This window comes from Dickeya poaceiphila, from assembly GCF_007858975.2.
Lineage (GTDB): Bacteria > Pseudomonadota > Gammaproteobacteria > Enterobacterales > Enterobacteriaceae > Dickeya > Dickeya poaceiphila.
Genome location: NZ_CP042220.2, coordinates 2,229,425 through 2,246,600 on the forward strand (window position 1 = coordinate 2,229,425; position 17,176 = coordinate 2,246,600).

Here is a 17,176-nt window from a genome sequence, read left to right on the forward strand (position 1 = left end):
TATGCAGGGCTTTTTATTTTAATTGGCGTCAATCCGCAATGGGGTAAACAGGCACTTATCCACTGATTTTGTGCATTCATATCCCTGAATACCAACCGAACCCTTCTCTTTTTTCCAGTTGGGCTGCCCACTAATCGAAACGATGAGCGTCGTTAATTTACGCTCATCACCTTTTTTTTGGTACGAGAGGTCAACTACACCATCAGCACCGCTTAACGAGTAAGTGCAGTTAGTTAATGTTCCATCTTTCAGGCTATTCTTCATAGAAATGAACTCCACAGCAGAAAAGCCTTTGACCAACGCTGGGTCATGCTTCTGAGAAACCCAACGACCAACCCACCCCACACGCTTCTCCTGCGCAACAAATACACCTTGACTATATGTTATACTTTCTGGCGTAGGGCAACTCAGGGTTTGAGCTCGACTTGACATCACGCAAGACGATGCAGTTAATGCAACGATGAACAGACTGATTTTGTGAATATTCGCCATTAATTGCCCCTCTTTCGATAAGTGTGGTTATCTCTATGCAACATGACTTTCGCACCAAGGAAATTTATAACTCGCTTAAATACCGCTGATTTTCCAATCTGGTCATTGCAAGGCAGTATGACACCAGAAATTCCCTGAACATATCAGAAATTCCCTGAATAATGGGGTGTCCTGTTCTGGCGAAATGTTCATGGCGCTGAACAAAAACTGATGCGCCACCTGCCGTCTCTACGTTTTCATCATAGATATATTGTCATTATGTCGGCATCAGCAATCCCTTGAAACGGTGTATATTGTTCCAGTTTTATGTTCATAGCGTTGGAAAGAAACTAATGCATCTTTTCCACGTTTTAACCATAGACGCGCCACTATTCCTGACTAGTTCACTTGAGGAAGGCTAATCAACTGCTCTCAATAGCACTAACATGTGTGAACCATGTCATTCGACGGAAACAACGAAAAAGAGAGTTAACACATGGCAACAAATACGTGATTTGTATTATCGATTTTTACCAAAGCCACAAAAAGATGATCATTCTTTTTATCCAATTATTAATAAATCTGGCTAACTGTTTATCTGTTACTCGATACGCCTCATACTTCCTTCACGTTGCAAGCACTCTGGACGCTCGCCCTATTTCACAGTCTTTCCCCCTGTAAACGAGGCCAGCAGCCGTGATCAAATCAGCTTTCTCGCATTCCCAGCTTGACGCGTCATAGTGCCTGTCATTGCCTTGAAGAGCCAACGCATTGCACTATTCAGCACGTTGGCTGTTTCCCTGCATTGCGAATTATTTAGACTATATGAATTATTCCGTTTCGAGTCGGGTTAATCCCAGTGCCATTTTATAATGTTTACGGCATACCGATACATAACTCTCATTCCCGCCAATAACGACTTGCTCGCCTTCAATGACGGGTTTTCCATGCGAGTCTACCCGCAATACGTGATTCGCTTTACGACCACAATGGCAGACAGTTTTAAGTTCTATCAGTTTGTCTGCCCAGGCCAATAAATAATGACTACCACTAAACAATTCCCCACGGAAATCAGTACGCAGTCCATAACAAAGAACGGGAATGTCTAATTGATCGACAACATCGCACAATGCATTTACCTGTTCTCGCGTTAAAAACTGACTTTCATCAATTAACACACAGTGAATAGTTTGCTGGCGATGCTCCTGTTCAAGTATCTGGAATAAATCTGTCTGTTCGTTAAACAATAACGCTGGTGAAGAGAGTCCGATGCGAGAACTGACGACGCCGCTTCGCCCCGAACGATCATCTATTTCAGCCGTAAACACCAGCGTTCGCATTCCTCTTTCCTGATAGTTATATGAAGACTGCAATAGTGCTGTCGATTTCCCCGCATTCATTGCGGAATAATAAAAATAAAGCTGTGCCATGGCCCCTCGTTCAACGGCATTCAACCGCTCAGTAATCATTAAAATTTATTGTAACATAGGTATTACCACCGACGGGTGTTCAGTTACACGCCGTCAGCCCCACATGAAGGCGATGAGTCATTCTGTGATTTGGTAATATAAAACGCCCCATCATGGGCTCGAAGATACTATCGACATGCTTATCACATGGCTATTTCCACTACAGACTACGCTAACAGAATGTATTAGCTGGGTTGTTATAAATTTATATTGCCCGACCAACACGTGATTTTCGTTTTAAGTTTGCTAAATTTTAACAACCTGACAATTTTACCTATTGCAGAAAATAAAACGTCACTCTATTATCACTGTACTGTCACCGATAATATTATTTTGAGATTAATCCAATGAGCGAAGCACTTAAGATTCTAAACAACATCCGCACCCTGCGCGCCCAGGCAAGAGAATGTAGCCTTGAAACGCTGGAAGAAATGCTGGAAAAACTGGAAGTCGTGGTAAATGAACGCCGCGAAGAAGAAAACCAGGCTCAGGCAGAAATTGAAGAACGCACACGCAAATTACAACAGTATCGTGAAATGCTAATTGCCGATGGTATTGACCCGAACGAATTACTGCAATCGCTGGGTTCAAGCAAAGTAGCCGGTAAAGCCAAACGTGCAGCACGCCCGGCTAAATATCAATATACCGACGAAAACGGCGAGCTGAAAACCTGGACCGGCCAGGGCCGTACCCCAGCAGTGATCAAAAAAGCAATCGAAGAACAGGGCAAGTCTCTGGATGATTTCCTGCTGTAATTTTTAGTCCAAGAATAAAATAGAAACACCCCTGTGAAAGGGGTGTTTTTTTATGTCTGAATTCTCCCTGCATTGAACTCACGTACAGGGAGAAACGACTAATTGGCATCTTCTGCTATTGCTTCTTTCAGCCACTGAGTAAAGTCTTCACCCAGTGCATCATGCCGGATACCATATTCTACGAACGCAGCCATGTATCCCAATTTATTACCGCAGTCATGACTTACCCCTTTCAGGTGATAAGCTTCAACGGTTTCTTTTTCCATCAGCATGGCGATAGCATCGGTCAGTTGAATTTCATTGCCTGCACCTGGTTGCGTTTTCTTCAATAGATCCCAGATTTGATCAGACAGCACATAACGCCCAACGACAGCCAAATTAGATGGTGCTTCCGATGCTTTAGGTTTTTCCACTACGCCAACCATTGGCGCGCTATCACCCGGTTTTAATTCCGCACCCTTACAATCCACCACGCCGTAACTGCTGACGTTTTCCACCGGCTCAACCATAATCTGGCTATAGCCTGTACTATAAAAACGTTGCAGCATTTCGCTAAGGTTATCTTTCTTCAGATCAGATTCATATTCATCAATGATTACGTCAGGCAAAATAACCGCCACCGGCTCATCGCCTACTAAAGGATGAGCACAAAGCACAGCATGACCTAATCCTTTCGCCAGCCCCTGACGAACTTGCATAATAGTGACATGCTCAGGACAAATAGCCTGAACCTCTTTCAGCAACTGGCGCTGAACGCGTTTTTCCAGCATTGCTTCCAGTTCAAAGCTAGTATCAAAATGATTTTCTATTGAATTCTTAGAAGAATGTGTAACTAAAATTATTTCATTGATACCGGCAGCAATGCATTCATTAACCACATACTGGATTAGCGGCTTATCGACCAGCGGAAGCATTTCTTTGGGAATGGCCTTGGTAGCAGGCAACATACGTGTCCCCAACCCAGCCACTGGAATGACCGCTTTTTTTACTTTTTTATTAACAGTTGACATAAACAACCTCGTATATATCGTTCAAATAATGAGCTTTATTTGTCCGGCGCATAAAACCGCGAAAGTATATCAGGTTAAATGCACGATGCTCGTCCAATCTGGATTCGTGATGAAAAATCATAGGCCCTATACTAGGGAATAAAGAATAATAACGATAGATACGCCTGTCCGAAGTGCGGGGTAATTCGCAGCTATCAGATTAGTCTGTAGACAACATCAGGCGCAGGCGACCACCGCTTCCCCACATCTGACACTGCCACGACTCACACTGATAACTGATCTGATTAAGGTAAGCGGATTCCAGCGTTCCCAAGGGTACTCCGTTACTCAACCCAATGCTTTGGTCCTCCACACTTAACCTGGCATGTAACCCCGCTGAAATCAGAATAAGTCGCCCCAGTCCACGGTGGTAATAACCAACCAGCAAAGGAAATCGACCCTGTAGGTTCGCCCGACGCAGTAATTGGTTAACCTGATTGAGCAGTACCGGTAATTCAGGCAATCGATGCTGCTGATGCACCAGATGTTCCTGCAACAGACTGTTGAACAACGCCCTCAGCAGCAATGCCGCCAGCACACCATGATTATTCGCCGCCTGTGTGACATCAAGACAATAAAATGCCAGTTCATCTTCGGATAACGCCGCGATATCAAGCACCAGCCCCGGTGTGTCCGCCGCCATCAGTTGCCGGTAATTGATACGACAATTCGCCAGCGTCTGCTGGACTGGTGGCTGCAATTGCTGCAGCAGTTTCAAGGCAGCACCCGGCGACTGATTTAGCGAATCCAAATCATGCATGAGTTGTTCGACTTCATTCGCCTGAGAACTGAACATCGTCGGGTATAGACAAGCCATCACCGATTCGCGCAAGCGGGTGTAGTCGTGAAGGGGTTTGAGCAGCACATCCTGAACGCCAAGACGTAATATTTTGGCGATGTCTGCCAGATGGCTGGTAGCAGACACGACCAACACCGGCGTCGAGATATCATGCAATCTCAACCGCTCGACGAATTCAAACCCCCCCATCATCGGCATGTTAAGATCACAGATAATCAGGTCTGGCGGTTGACAAGCCATTTTTTCCAGCGCATCCCTGCCGTTATCCGCCTCATGTACCTCTGCGCCAAGGGATGTCAGATAGCCAGCCAGTACAGAACGGAAAACAGCCTCATCCTCAACAACCAAAATGCGCTTTCCCATCAGTGGTTGTGCCATCAGCGACCCCTTAGCATCGCTTATCATCATTCGTTGCCGAATCCTAAATCAGAAATTACCCTATACATTCCGGTTAACCAGCGGCAATAACAACTCCCGCTGTTTTTCTACCGCTATCCTGCCTGATTCAATGGCCTCTTGCGCCCGATGAAAATCCAACGTGGCGATTTGTGGGCAATAGGGTTGGATCAATACATCTGGAGGATCACCCGCCATACGATTCATCTTCAGCCGATTCTCCAATACCTGTATGGAGGTACTCATTATCTCCATCGCAGTGGGCGTCACCTCCGTCTGTCTACGAAAACGGTGAGAAAGCCGATGACGAATACGCTCACGCCAGCTATCTGGCGTAGTTTTCGTCTGCTCTGGTTTAGCAGACAGCAAATTATGCTGCTGCAAACTGGCATCGTGCTGCAAATCCACCGCAATCACGACATCGGCTCCCATCGCACGGGTCAATGATATCGGAACCGGATTAACAACAGCGCCATCCACCAACCAGTAACCATTCAATGGTACAGGGGACATCAACCCAGGCATACTGCAAGAGGCGCGAATAGCCAAATGTAAATCGCCCTGGGTTAGCCACAGCTCTCTTCCTGTACTCAGGTTAGTCACCACTGCTCCATACTTGATAGCACACTCCTCAATATGTTGCGTACGTAGCAAATGCTTTACATGGTTGAAAACGCGATCCCCTCGCAATAATCCGCCCCGGCGCCACGAAAAATCCATCAGGCGAATCACATCCCAGTAACGAAAATCTTTCACCCAGTGCGTCATGCCGTCCAGGTTATTTGTAGCGTAGGCAGCACCAACCAACGCCCCTACCGAACACCCCGCCACCACGTCAGGTACAATCCCTAGCTCTTCGAGCGCTTCCAGCACACCGATATGCGCCCATCCCTTAGCTGCGCCAGATCCCAACGCCAGACCTATTTTCCGCATGATGTTCCTCCCGTGTTTTATTCCAGGCGACGTCACGTCATGATGTGTGACAGCAACTGATATCAATGACATGACGAATACCGCCTGAATTCAGCCTTGCTGTTGTACCTTCACACCGCAGATTATTGCGACGGACAAGCCCTATTGAGTAACATAACGCACGCTTTACCCGTGGCGTCTCAATTATTTAACCTTATTGCAAAATATTGCAGGAGATATTGTGTCTGAATGTTGCCCATGCGGCAGTGCCCAGCCTTACGAACACTGCTGTCAGCCTTATCTGCGCCGCGATAGCCAGCCATCCCGCCCTGATCTGTTGATGCGTTCACGGTATACGGCCTATGTCAAACAGGACATTGATTATCTGGTCGCTACCTGGCATCCAGATTGCCACGCTGAGAACTGGCGAGCAGACATCGCCGCCAGTTGCACCGATACTCACTGGCTTGGGTTACAGATACTGGATGTTGCACCGGGGAAAACCGCGGACGAAGGGTATGTCGAGTTCGCTGCCTGCTATAGCACCATCGGGCATCCGGATCGTCGGGTGCTGATGAGAGAGCGTTCCCGCTTCCTTCGCCATCATGATCGCTGGTACTATGTTGACGGCGTCCACTTACCAACCGGCAGGAACGACGCCTGTCCGTGCGGTTCCGGCAAAAAATACAAAAAGTGCTGCGGACAATAATGCTTTTACATTAGCGCGGTGAGCCCGACATCGCGTAACGGCAATATCTGATTTATGTTTTGGACAGGACCCCAATTCCATGCAATCCCAGAATATCCAGAGAAAAATTTTACGGACAATCTGCCCTGATGCAAAAGGGCTCATCGCCAAGATCACCAACATCTGCTACAAGCACGAACTCAATATCGTACAAAACTCGGAATACGTTGATCACCGTACTGGTCGTTTCTTCATGCGTACGGAATTGGAAGGTATTTTCAACGACACCACACTGCTTGCCGATATGGACAGTGCGCTACCAGACGGTTCTATGCGTGAATTGATCAGCGCCGGGCGTCGCCGCGTTGTGATTTTGGTTACCAAGGAAGCCCACTGTCTTGGCGATCTGCTGATGAAAAGTACCTATGGTGGCCTGGATGTCGAGATCGCAGCTGTCATCGGTAACCACGAAACGCTGTGCACGCTGGTAGAACGCTTTGATATTCCGTTCCATCTGGTCAGCCACGAAGGACTGACGCGCGAAGAGCACGATGTGAAAATGGTCGCGCAAATCGACCAATACCAGCCAGACTACGTGGTACTGGCAAAATACATGCGCGTACTGACGCCGGCGTTTGTCCAGCACTACCCCAACCGCGTCATCAATATCCATCATTCATTCCTGCCGGCATTTATTGGTGCGCGCCCTTATCACCAAGCCTACGAGCGTGGCGTGAAAATCATCGGCGCGACCGCCCATTATGTGAACGACAATCTCGATGAAGGCCCAATCATCATGCAGGATGTGATCAATGTTGATCACACATACACGGCGGATGACATGATGCGCGCTGGCCGCGATGTAGAAAAAAACGTACTCAGCCAGGCGCTGTATCATGTACTGGCCCAGCGCGTGTTTGTTTATGGCAATCGCACCATTATTCTGCGTTGACATGATTCTACATTGATTAGTACTCCGTCGCTCTTCGCCCACAATTGCAGCGAGCGGCATAAAAAACCGGCAAACAGACTTGTTTTTATTTTTTCAACCTTTACAGGGGCGCGACATTTGATATGATGCGCCCCGCTCAGCACGAAAGAGCGATCAGGCCAGTGGTGGGGTTCCCGAGCGGCCAAAGGGAGCAGACTGTAAATCTGCCGTCACAGACTTCGAAGGTTCGAATCCTTCCCCCACCACCATTCTCGCCACACCTCTTTACGTTCTTCTCAAAAATACTCTCACGATAACTCATTCACTCAACGCAAAATGTAGTAGTAAAAAAACCAGCAAGAAAATAACGATAGCCGCCCGGCTTCCCCGTACTCGATATTACAATGATACACATACTAATCCGGCATCGTCGTGGTGTTCGATGAAGTGATTACTCTTTCCAGCGTTCCGGCATATAACTAAATACGGGCAACTGCCAGGACCAGAAAATAGCGGCCAGACGAAGCGCTAACCCAGCAGAGAACGAGATCAGTTGGTTCAGATCGTGATTGATGCCGAGTTCACGCAGGCTAAGGTACACCAGCGCCACCAGCAGCGACACACAGGCATACAGTTCTTTGCGTAGCACCATTGGCGTGCGGTTGCAGAAGATATCCCGCAAAATACCGCCAAAAATACCGGTGGTAATCCCCGCCATCACCACTACCGTAGGCGCATAGCCCAATCCGATAGCCACATTACAACCGATAATGGTAAATGCCACTAATCCCATGGCATCCAGCACCAAAAACAGTCGATGCAGGTGATGCATCACACGCGCCACCAGCACAGCAAATAAACCGGCGCCTATGGTGAGATAGATATAAGCAGGATGCTGGGTCCAGACGATGGGGTAATTACCCAGCATAATATCGCGCACCGTGCCGCCACCCAGCGCGGTAATAAAAGCGATCATAGAGACACCGAAGATGTCCATATTGCGGCGGCCAGCAGCCAGCGCACCGGACATACCTTCAGCAGTAATAGCGATCAGATAGATATAGGTCAGCACACAGATACCTTTGTGAATGTGCCCCTCCCTCTGTCCTTTTACCTGAGAGTTTACGCGGTAATACCGCTTGCCCCTTCGGTGGGTTGTCTGGCAACCGCTCTCCAGTTGGCGTCATTAAGATATGCAGTAAGGTGGCCTGAGCGATTATGGGAGTTTGCGCCTTCGGCGGGAAAGTTGTATGACCTTCCGCTCTCCTGCAAGCCGCGGAGTATAAGAGCTATCGCAGCCTGATTCAACCAGCCATCATCGATAGTTATGACTGCCGATGCAGCAATATCGTCACCGTGACTCGACTCCTGCCTTTCTGCTAACATCGGGGCACGTTTTTTTAACAACGGCAGCGAACATGAAGTTTGTTTCTTTCAATATCAACGGGCTGCGTGCCCGTCCCCATCAACTGGCCGCAGTCATCGAACAACACCAACCTGATGTGATCGGCCTGCAGGAAACGAAAGTCCATGACGATATGTTTCCACTCGATGACGTGAAACAGTTTGGTTATCACGTTTTCTATCACGGACAGAAAGGTCATTACGGTGTTGCGCTGCTGACCAAAACCGAACCACTGGCAATCCGCCGTGGTTTTCCTACCGACGATGAAGACGCTCAGCGTCGTATCATCATGGCGGATCTGGCGACGCCGCTCGGTACGCTGACTGTAGTTAACGGCTACTTTCCGCAAGGCGAAAGCCGTGATCACCCTGTGAAATTCCCGGCTAAAACCCGTTTTTATCAGGATTTGCAGCATTACCTTGAGCAGCGCCATCAGGCGGATCAACCCGTACTGATCATGGGCGACATGAACATCAGCCCAACCGATCTGGATATTGGTATTGGCGAGGATAATCGCAAGCGCTGGCTGCGCACCGGCAAATGCTCATTCCTGCCGGAAGAGCGCGAATGGATGGAGCGGCTAAAAAACTGGGGACTGGTCGATACCTTCCGCGCCGCCAATCCCGAATGCCAGGACCAATTTTCGTGGTTTGATTACCGCTCAGCTGGGTTTGATGACAATCGTGGTCTGCGCATCGACCTGATCATGGCGACGCCCCCACTCGCCAGCCGTTGTACCGCCACTGGCATTGATTATGTCATCCGGGCAATGGAGAAACCTTCTGACCACGCGCCGGTATGGGCGGAGTTCACACTCTGAATCACTAAAATGAATCACTAAAATGAATCACTAAAACGGGGCTGTTACCGCCCCGTTATCACACTTATTGCTGCTCTTTGATGATACGCCACACCAGATTATTAGTGCCAAGATTGCTTTTATCGCGCTGACATTGCAGCAATACCCCTTCCGCCCTGACTACCGCGCCTTCAGAATAATTTCTGTTCTGATAAATGCAGCAACTCATGCAATTGGCCTGAGGTTCACGCTGTACGTTGCCGCCATTACCATTCCCCCAGATCACCTGAGGTGGAACCGGCACCACCACTTCTGTATTGACGCCCCCCGGCATTGTGGACACCGCACTTTGGGTGTTGCTATGAGTACTGCTGTTAGCGTTGCTGGCAGAGGTCGTGTTGACGGTGTTGCTGTTAGCATTGCTGGTAGAAACATTGTTGGCAGTGTTGCTATTAGTGGTGAGGGTATTGCTGGTCGTGTTGGTGCTGTTGGTGACGGTGTTACCAGGCGGCAATACCACAGGATTACCTTGTGTCGTCACCGTGGTTTGTGTTGCCGCCTGTGCAGCGGAAGATAACAACAGGCTTGTTGCTATCAGGAAAGAACCCCATGCTTTCATCTGTGTTACTCCTTGTTATTGGCTGAGCGTGACTGGCGACGTTTGCGTTTTTCAGGCAAAGCGCGTTTAACCGGTGGTAAACCTCTGAATGCCGTAATATTACCACTTTGCCGGGCCTGCTGAATCAGTTCATACAGCGACTGGGTCAATGGCTGCATGAAATCCTGATAACGGCAGCGCTTTTCGCTGATCTGCGTCAGTGTCGCTTCCCAATGCGCCGTCATATCAGGGTGTGCCGCCATCGGCGGCAGTGCATGGATCAACGCCTTACCCGCATCAGTGGCGTGAATATAACGCCCTTTCTTTATCAGAAACGTGCGCTTAAACAATAGTTCGATAATGCCTGCCCGCGTGGCTTCGGTGCCCAATCCATCCGTTTCACGCAGAATTTTCTTCAACGCCTTATCCTGTACAAAGCGAGCGATACCTGTCATGGCGGACAGCAAAGTGGCGTCGGTAAACGGTCGGGGGGGCTGCGTCTGTCGTTCCACCACCTCGCCCCGTTCACACAACAGTTCATCGCCTTTTGTCACAACCGGCAATGGCATTCCTTCGTTTTCCTCGTCTCGCTCTTTGTGACCAAGCAGCGTTCGCCAGCCCGCCTCAGCCAGAAACCGGGCCTTAGCGATGAATTTTCCGCCGGCGATCTCCAGCTCGATCACGCATTTACGAAAGACCGCATCAGCACAGAACTGCATCAGGTATTGCCGGGCAATCAATCCATAGACCTGGCTTTCCTGTTCAGTCAACGCCGTACGGGCAGTGCGCGCTGTGGGAATAATCGCGTGGTGGGCGTCAACCTTGCTGTCATCCCAGCAGCGGTTGCGACGCTCAGGATCAACCGCCGGTTGTGGCAGCAAATCCGGCTGATGCGTTGCAATAGCGTTGAGCACCGCCAGCCGTCCGGCAAAATGCTCTTCCGGCAGATAGCGGCAATCCGAACGTGGATAGGTAATCAACTTGTGCGTTTCATACAGCCGTTGACAAACATCCAGCACCTGCTGGGCACTCAGACCAAAACGTTTAGCCGCTTCAATCTGCAAGGCGGAAAGAGAATACGGCAACGGGGCAGTTTCTGATTCCCGTTTATCATTATAAGCAGTGACCCGTGCAGGTTGCCCTTCAATGCGTTTGACGACATGTTCGGCCAGCGGACGATGCAGCAAGCGCCCTTCTTCGTCCTGATACTGCTCACAGGACTCACTCGGTTGCCACAGGGCAATAAATCGCTCGCTGGCTGGGGTGACAATGTGTGCCTTAACCTCGAAATAGTCGCGGGGCACAAAGTTGTCTATCTCCTCATCACGCCGCACCACCAACCCCAGCACCGGCGTTTGTACCCGACCAACCGACAACACGCCTTCATAACCAGCGTTTTTCCCAAGCAAGGTATAGGCGCGGGTCATGTTAATGCCGTACAGCCAGTCGGCGCGTGAACGCGCCAATGCAGAAACACACAGCGGAACGAATTCCCGGTTTTCACGCAGGCGCGACACTGCACGCTCCACGGCCTGCGGGTTGAGGTCGTTGATCAGACAACGGCGCACATGCTGGCGTTTTTCTTCCGGCAGCGCCAGATACTCCAGTACCTCGTCTACCAGTAATTGCCCTTCCCGGTCTGGGTCGCCGGCATGAATAATTTCATCCGCTTGCGTCAGCAGCTTTTTTATCGCATTCAGTTGCTTGCTGACGGACGGTCGCGGCTGGAGCAACCATTTTTGCGGCACGATCGGTAAATCCGCCAGCGACCAACGCGCGTAACGGGCATCGTACACATCTGGCTGTGCCTGTTCCAGCAAGTGCCCCACACACCAGGTCACCACATCTTGTTCGCCACAGGTAATGAAGCCATCGCCACGCCGCTGCGGTTTAGGCAGCACATCGGCAATAGCTCTGGCAAGACTGGGTTTTTCCGCAATAAACAGTCGCATGTCACACCGCAAGACAGAACGGATATCCCCTGATTCACGCCCGAACCGGCGCGCCAATCAGGAGAGGCATCGTCAATATAAAAGATTAGAAATAGCTGACAAACTTCGTGCTATCCACAGGCGTGATAGCGGCGGAGGCTTTAAGCTGAGGCGTTCCTAAATAAAGGAAGCCGACAATTTCATCCAGCGCACGACAGCCAAACGCGTCACGCACCAGCGGATGATGAGTCCATGCGCCGCTGCGCCAGATACCGTTGAAACCCTGCGCCAGCGCTGCCATTTGCATTGCCTGCGTCGCACAGCCAGCGGATACAACCTGCTCCCAGTGTGGAACTTTAGGATGTTCCTCACAGTGTGCCACCACGGTAATAATCATCGGAGCGCGGAATGGTGCCTGACGTGCTTTTTCGACCGCGGCCTCATCCTGGTTGTCCTGCAATGCCGCCTTGACCAGCAACTCACTAAAACGGGATAACCCCTCATCCTGAATAATAGAGAAACGCCAGGGCTGAAGTGCGCCATGATCCGGAGCGCGCAAACCCGCACGCAGAATATTTTCCAATGCCTCGCCTGACGGAGCAGGCGCCGCCAGACGGGACGCCGAACGACGATTCAGTAGCAATTCCAGAGCATCCATCACATCTCTCCTGTCATGAAAAAATTGCTGTCGGTGAATAAAATCCGGTTGCGCGCCACGGTAGCACAGGTAGAAGATTTGTTACAAGTTAGCGCCCTGCTGCCAACCACGCAGCAAGATAAATAGCTGACTTTTATCCTGTCGCTCATTAGGATACCGCCAGTGCCTGCATTCGGATGTGATCGAGCAGCTATCGTTGGCTATGCCGGTTTACTCAGCAATCCAGAGCACAGCTTAAAACCCAGTTTTCTTTTGACGGAGTGGACATGCGCACAATGTGGCGAATTTTCAGTGGAATATTCAGATGGGGATGGCGCCTGCTGAATTTTATCCGCGAATGTATCCTCAACCTGTTTCTGGTTTGTTTGATCCTGGTCGGTATCGGGGTCTACAGCCAGTTAAAAACCCCGCAGGCTGAACCGGCCAGAGGGGCGTTACTGCTGGATCTGACTGGGGTGGTGGTGGATAAACCGTCCGTCAATAATAAGCTGCGCCAGTTTGGACGGGAGTTTTTTGGCGTATCCGCGAGCCGCCATCAGGAAAATGCGCTGTTTGATATTGTCGACAGCATCCGTCAGGCTAAAGACGACAGCAATATTACCGGCATGGTGATGGACCTGTCTGATTTTGTCGGCGCGGATCAGCCTTCACTGCAATACATTGGCAAGGCATTGCGCGAATTTCGTGATGCCGGCAAACCGATTTTTGCCATCGGCGATAACTTCAACCAGACACAATATTATCTGGCCAGCTTTGCCAACAAAATCTACCTGACACCACAGGGAAATATCGATCTGCACGGCTTTGCCACCAACAACCTTTACTATAAAACGCTGCTGGACAAGCTGAAGGTCACCGCACACATTTTCCGCGTTGGCACATACAAATCTGCTGTTGAGCCGTTTATCCGTGACGATATGTCACCCGACGCTCGCGATGCCGATAATCGCTGGATCTCCACGCTGTGGCAACACTATCTCGATACCGTGGCGGCCAACCGTCAGATCACTCCACAACAGTTGTTCCCCGGAGCCGACACGATTCTCGCCACTCTGAAGACGATGGGCGGCGACACGGCTCGCTATGCGCTGGAAAATAAACTGGTGGACGAAGTTGCTTCCCGTTCAGTGATCGAACAGTCGTTCATCAAAGCATTCGGGTGGGATGCAAAAAACAAAAACTTCAATTTTACCAGCATCTATGATTATGCACCGAAGCCACCGGCAACCAGTGCCAATGAGATTGCCGTAGTATTCGCCAACGGCACTATCGTTGATGGTAAAGAAACGCCGGGGTATGTCGGCGGCGACACCACTGCTGCGCAAATCCGCGATGCTCGTCTGGACCCGAAGATTAAAGCCATTATCCTGCGGGTAAACAGCCCTGGCGGTAGCGTCACAGCTTCTGAACTGATTCGCTCGGAGCTGATGGCCGCACGACAGGCAGGCAAACCCGTCGTCGTTTCAATGGGCGGCATGGCAGCCTCCGGCGGTTACTGGATTTCCACCCCGGCTAACGCCATCATCGCCAGCCCCAATACTCTGACCGGTTCGATTGGGATTTTCGGCGTTATCACCACATTTGAAAACGCGCTGGATAGCATTGGTGTGCACACCGATGGCGTTGCCACTTCACCGCTGGCTGATCTGTCTCAAACCAAGGCATTACCGCCACAAGCCAGCCAACTGATGCAAATCAGCATTGAGCGTGGTTATCAAAACTTTATTTCACTGGTGGCACAATCTCGCCATAAAACGCCACAGGAAGTCGATGCAATCGCACAGGGGCATGTCTGGGTCGGCAGTGATGCCAAAACCAACGGGCTGGTGGACCAACTGGGCGATTTTGACGATGCCGTGAAGAAAGCAGCAGAACTGGCTAAACTGGAACACTATCAGTTGAGCTGGTATTCAGAAGAACAGGATTTGCTCAATGTCATGTTCAGCCAGGTCAGAAGTTCAGTCTACGCCATGTTGCCTTCCGCCTTGCAAGCCATGATACCGGCACCCATGGTTCAGTTGGCACAAACCGTTCGCGCTCAGACTTCGGTATTGGACGCCCTGAACGACCCACAAAACCGTTACGCGCTGTGCCTGAGTTGTGGCGACGTACGCTAACGCGTTCTTGCACAGCCCGACGTCGGTCGGGCTGTTTTTACCGCCGAAACATTCTTATAATCCGGCCTGTTCGCAGCTACTCTTTTCTACAAATAACCGTTTTCTACAACCAACAGTGTCCTGACCTATAACATCCATGCAAAAGAAATCTATTTATGTCGCTTATACCGGCGGCACCATCGGTATGCAACGCTCCGACCACGGTTACGTCCCGGTTTCCGGTCACCTGCAACAACAACTGGCGCAGATGCCGGAATTCCACCGTCCAGAGATGCCGTCATTCACTATCCACGAGTATACGCCGTTGATCGATTCATCCGATATGACGCCGTCTGACTGGCAATCGATTGCAAACGATATTCAGCAACACTACGACCACTACGATGGCTTCGTGATTCTGCATGGCACCGATACTATGGCGTTTACCGCTTCCGCCTTGTCTTTCATGCTGGAGAATCTCGCCAAACCGGTTATTGTGACAGGGTCACAAATTCCGCTGGCGGAATTGCGCTCCGATGGGCAAACCAACCTGCTTAATGCGCTATATGTGGCAGCCAACCATCCGGTCAATGAGGTCAGTTTGTTCTTCAATAACAAGCTGCTGCGCGGCAACCGTACGACCAAGGCACACGCTGATGGTTTTGACGCCTTTGCTTCCCCGAACTTCCCGCCCTTACTGGAAGCGGGTATCCACATTCGCCGCCTGACGCCAGCCGACCCCACTCCAACTGACGGACCGCTGATCGTTCATGCCATCACTCCGCAGCCGATAGGGGTAGTGACCATCTACCCAGGTATTTCTGCCGATGTGGTCAGCAATTTCTTACGCCAACCGGTCAAGGCGCTAATACTGCGTTCGTACGGTGTTGGTAATGCACCCCAGAGTTCAGGTTTACTTGATGAGTTGCGCAACGCTTCAGAACGCGGCATTGTGGTGGTTAACCTGACACAATGTATTTCCGGGCGGGTCAATATGGACGGTTACGCCACCGGTAATGCGCTGGCGCAGGCTGGCGTCATCAGCGGATTTGACATGACGGTTGAAGCGGCATTGACGAAACTGCATTATCTGTTGAGCAGGGACGATCTTTCCCCTGAGCAGATTCGTCAGCTAATGCAGCAGAACCTGTGTGGAGAACTGAGTGATAAGGATTGATTCTCCTGTCGTGAACTCAGCATTAAACACATAAAACATCAATAAGAGGAAGACAATTATGAACAGAGCACTCTTGCTGGTGGACATTCAAAATGACTTCTGTGCGGGTGGAGCGCTGGCCGTCTCGGACGGCGATAGCGTGGTTGCGATAGCGAATCAGGCTATTGCTGCCTGCCAGCAGGCCGGGGTAATGGTGATTGCCTGTCAGGATTGGCACCCAGCGGATCATCGTAGTTTCGCCGTCAATTCCGGCACTCACGTGGGCGAGCAAGGAGAATTGGACGGCTTGCCGCAGGTATGGTGGCCGGTGCATTGCGTGCAAGGATCACCCGGTGCCGATTTTCATCCTAAATTGAACCAGCACGCCATAAACTGGGTGGTACGCAAAGGAACACACCCTTTTATCGACAGCTATAGTGCATTTTTCGATAACGGCCATCGTACCCGCACCGAACTACACGACTGGTTGAGAGCCAAAGGCGTAACCCGGTTGACCATCATGGGACTGGCAACTGATTACTGCGTTAAATATACCGTGCTGGATGCACTGGCGTTGGGCTACCAGACTGAAGTACTGCAAGAGGGTTGTCGCGGCGTTAATCTGCATCCCAAAGATAGCCAACAGGCGCTGGAAATCATGGCGAAACACGGTGCCACGCTGGTTGATTTACCCGCTTTTATTGCCTCACTCAGCCAATAATTCACACACTCATTACGCCAGCAACCAACGCTGGCGTGACTGGGTTTAATCTTGAGGTTTAAGTGTGGTAATCGTATTGTCAGCAAATCGCTGCTTGAGTTCCTGCTTGCTTTTCATTTCGATTTCACCACGCGTGTTGATCGTCATATGATCTGCCTCAGTGTTATTATGCGCCTGCCATAGCATCACCATCTGTAATGCATTTTCCTTTTGTTCTGCCGTCAACGCCACACCATCCGGCCATTTTCCCAGCTCCACCGCAGTGGTCAGGCGCTGATAAATTTCCGGCGTCATGCTGTTTATTAAATCATCTAATTGCATGTTTTTTCTGCCTGAAGTCAG

The 17,176-nt window shown here is 50.3% G+C and carries 17 protein-coding genes, 1 tRNA gene and 1 riboswitch; of the genes, 8 read left to right on the forward strand and 10 right to left on the reverse strand.

Annotation, left to right across the window (positions count from 1 at the left end):
• Window positions 1-18: 18 nt before the first annotated feature.
• Both Dpoa569_RS09895 and Dpoa569_RS09900 read right to left on the reverse strand, forming a co-directional pair.
• Window positions 19-492, reverse strand: coding sequence for a DUF3757 domain-containing protein (locus Dpoa569_RS09895; protein WP_042870445.1), 474 nt, complete (start codon window positions 490-492; stop codon window positions 19-21).
• A gap of 809 nt (window positions 493-1,301) precedes the next feature.
• The gene (locus Dpoa569_RS09900; protein ID WP_042873901.1) at window positions 1,302-1,901 is read right to left on the reverse strand and encodes a thymidine kinase; all 600 of its coding nucleotides are present in this window, start codon (window positions 1,899-1,901) and stop codon (window positions 1,302-1,304) included.
• 386 nt (window positions 1,902-2,287) lie between these two features.
• Here Dpoa569_RS09900 and hns point away from each other — a divergent pair, with 386 nt between their 5' ends.
• Entirely contained in the window at window positions 2,288-2,695 is a 408-nt protein-coding gene (hns, locus tag Dpoa569_RS09905) for a histone-like nucleoid-structuring protein H-NS (protein WP_013317859.1), read from the forward strand.
• Window positions 2,696-2,793: 98 nt separating this feature from the next.
• On the opposite strand, the gene galU is transcribed toward hns, so the two are convergent.
• The 3 genes from galU to rssA form a co-directional block, all read right to left on the reverse strand.
• Window positions 2,794-3,705 carry a UTP--glucose-1-phosphate uridylyltransferase GalU gene (galU, locus tag Dpoa569_RS09910; protein WP_042870442.1) on the reverse strand — a complete coding sequence of 304 codons (912 nt, stop codon included), beginning with the start codon at window positions 3,703-3,705 and terminating at the stop codon, window positions 2,794-2,796.
• A gap of 199 nt (window positions 3,706-3,904) precedes the next feature.
• The gene (rssB, locus tag Dpoa569_RS09915; RefSeq protein ID WP_042870440.1) at window positions 3,905-4,921 is read right to left on the reverse strand and encodes a two-component system response regulator RssB; all 1,017 of its coding nucleotides are present in this window, start codon (window positions 4,919-4,921) and stop codon (window positions 3,905-3,907) included.
• Between the two features lie 60 nt (window positions 4,922-4,981).
• Window positions 4,982-5,872 carry a patatin-like phospholipase RssA gene (gene rssA / locus Dpoa569_RS09920; RefSeq protein WP_146411297.1) on the reverse strand — a complete coding sequence of 297 codons (891 nt, stop codon included), beginning with the start codon at window positions 5,870-5,872 and terminating at the stop codon, window positions 4,982-4,984.
• A 220-nt stretch (window positions 5,873-6,092) separates the two neighbouring features.
• On the opposite strand from rssA, the gene Dpoa569_RS09925 reads away from it, so the two are divergent.
• The 3 genes from Dpoa569_RS09925 to Dpoa569_RS09935 all read left to right on the forward strand — a co-directional run bounded on the left by Dpoa569_RS09925 (window position 6,093) and on the right by Dpoa569_RS09935 (window position 7,739).
• Window positions 6,093-6,560 carry a YchJ family protein gene (locus Dpoa569_RS09925; RefSeq protein ID WP_042870437.1) on the forward strand — a complete coding sequence of 156 codons (468 nt, stop codon included), beginning with the start codon at window positions 6,093-6,095 and terminating at the stop codon, window positions 6,558-6,560.
• Between the two features lie 79 nt (window positions 6,561-6,639).
• Entirely contained in the window at window positions 6,640-7,491 is an 852-nt protein-coding gene (purU, locus tag Dpoa569_RS09930; RefSeq protein ID WP_042870435.1) for a formyltetrahydrofolate deformylase, read from the forward strand.
• Between the two features lie 163 nt (window positions 7,492-7,654).
• Window positions 7,655-7,739, forward strand: a tRNA-Tyr gene (locus Dpoa569_RS09935).
• Between the two features lie 182 nt (window positions 7,740-7,921).
• Here Dpoa569_RS09935 and Dpoa569_RS09940 read toward each other — a convergent pair.
• A complete protein-coding gene (locus Dpoa569_RS09940; RefSeq protein WP_042870433.1) occupies window positions 7,922-8,542 on the reverse strand; it encodes a trimeric intracellular cation channel family protein in 621 nt (206 codons plus the stop codon).
• Window positions 8,543-8,562: 20 nt separating this feature from the next.
• Window positions 8,563-8,657: riboswitch (glycine riboswitch) on the reverse strand.
• A gap of 231 nt (window positions 8,658-8,888) precedes the next feature.
• Here Dpoa569_RS09940 and xthA point away from each other — a divergent pair.
• Window positions 8,889-9,695: an exodeoxyribonuclease III gene (gene xthA, locus Dpoa569_RS09945; protein ID WP_042870429.1), complete on the forward strand. Its 807-nt coding sequence runs from the start codon at window positions 8,889-8,891 to the stop codon at window positions 9,693-9,695.
• Window positions 9,696-9,759: 64 nt separating this feature from the next.
• Here the strand turns inward: xthA and Dpoa569_RS19605 are convergent, their stop codons facing one another.
• The 3 genes from Dpoa569_RS19605 to Dpoa569_RS09960 all read right to left on the reverse strand — a co-directional run bounded on the left by Dpoa569_RS19605 (window position 9,760) and on the right by Dpoa569_RS09960 (window position 12,861).
• A complete protein-coding gene (locus Dpoa569_RS19605; RefSeq protein ID WP_168642135.1) occupies window positions 9,760-10,008 on the reverse strand; it encodes a DUF1496 domain-containing protein in 249 nt (82 codons plus the stop codon).
• A 290-nt stretch (window positions 10,009-10,298) separates the two neighbouring features.
• Window positions 10,299-12,224 carry a DNA topoisomerase III gene (locus Dpoa569_RS09955; RefSeq protein WP_146411300.1) on the reverse strand — a complete coding sequence of 642 codons (1,926 nt, stop codon included), beginning with the start codon at window positions 12,222-12,224 and terminating at the stop codon, window positions 10,299-10,301.
• Between the two features lie 85 nt (window positions 12,225-12,309).
• Window positions 12,310-12,861 (reverse strand): NAD(P)H nitroreductase, encoded by a 552-nt coding sequence (locus tag Dpoa569_RS09960; protein WP_042870423.1) that lies wholly within the window; start codon window positions 12,859-12,861, stop codon window positions 12,310-12,312.
• Window positions 12,862-13,127: 266 nt separating this feature from the next.
• On the opposite strand from Dpoa569_RS09960, the gene sppA reads away from it, so the two are divergent.
• From sppA to pncA, 3 genes are all read left to right on the forward strand, one after another.
• Window positions 13,128-14,978 (forward strand): signal peptide peptidase SppA, encoded by a 1,851-nt coding sequence (gene sppA / locus Dpoa569_RS09965; protein WP_042870421.1) that lies wholly within the window; start codon window positions 13,128-13,130, stop codon window positions 14,976-14,978.
• Between the two features lie 136 nt (window positions 14,979-15,114).
• Window positions 15,115-16,134, forward strand: coding sequence for an asparaginase (gene ansA / locus Dpoa569_RS09970; protein WP_042870419.1), 1,020 nt, complete (start codon window positions 15,115-15,117; stop codon window positions 16,132-16,134).
• A gap of 58 nt (window positions 16,135-16,192) precedes the next feature.
• The gene (pncA, locus tag Dpoa569_RS09975) at window positions 16,193-16,834 is read left to right on the forward strand and encodes a bifunctional nicotinamidase/pyrazinamidase (RefSeq protein ID WP_042870417.1); all 642 of its coding nucleotides are present in this window, start codon (window positions 16,193-16,195) and stop codon (window positions 16,832-16,834) included.
• Window positions 16,835-16,879: 45 nt separating this feature from the next.
• On the opposite strand, the gene Dpoa569_RS09980 is transcribed toward pncA, so the two are convergent.
• Window positions 16,880-17,155, reverse strand: coding sequence for a YeaC family protein (locus tag Dpoa569_RS09980; RefSeq protein WP_042870415.1), 276 nt, complete (start codon window positions 17,153-17,155; stop codon window positions 16,880-16,882).
• Window positions 17,156-17,176 lie beyond the last annotated feature (21 nt).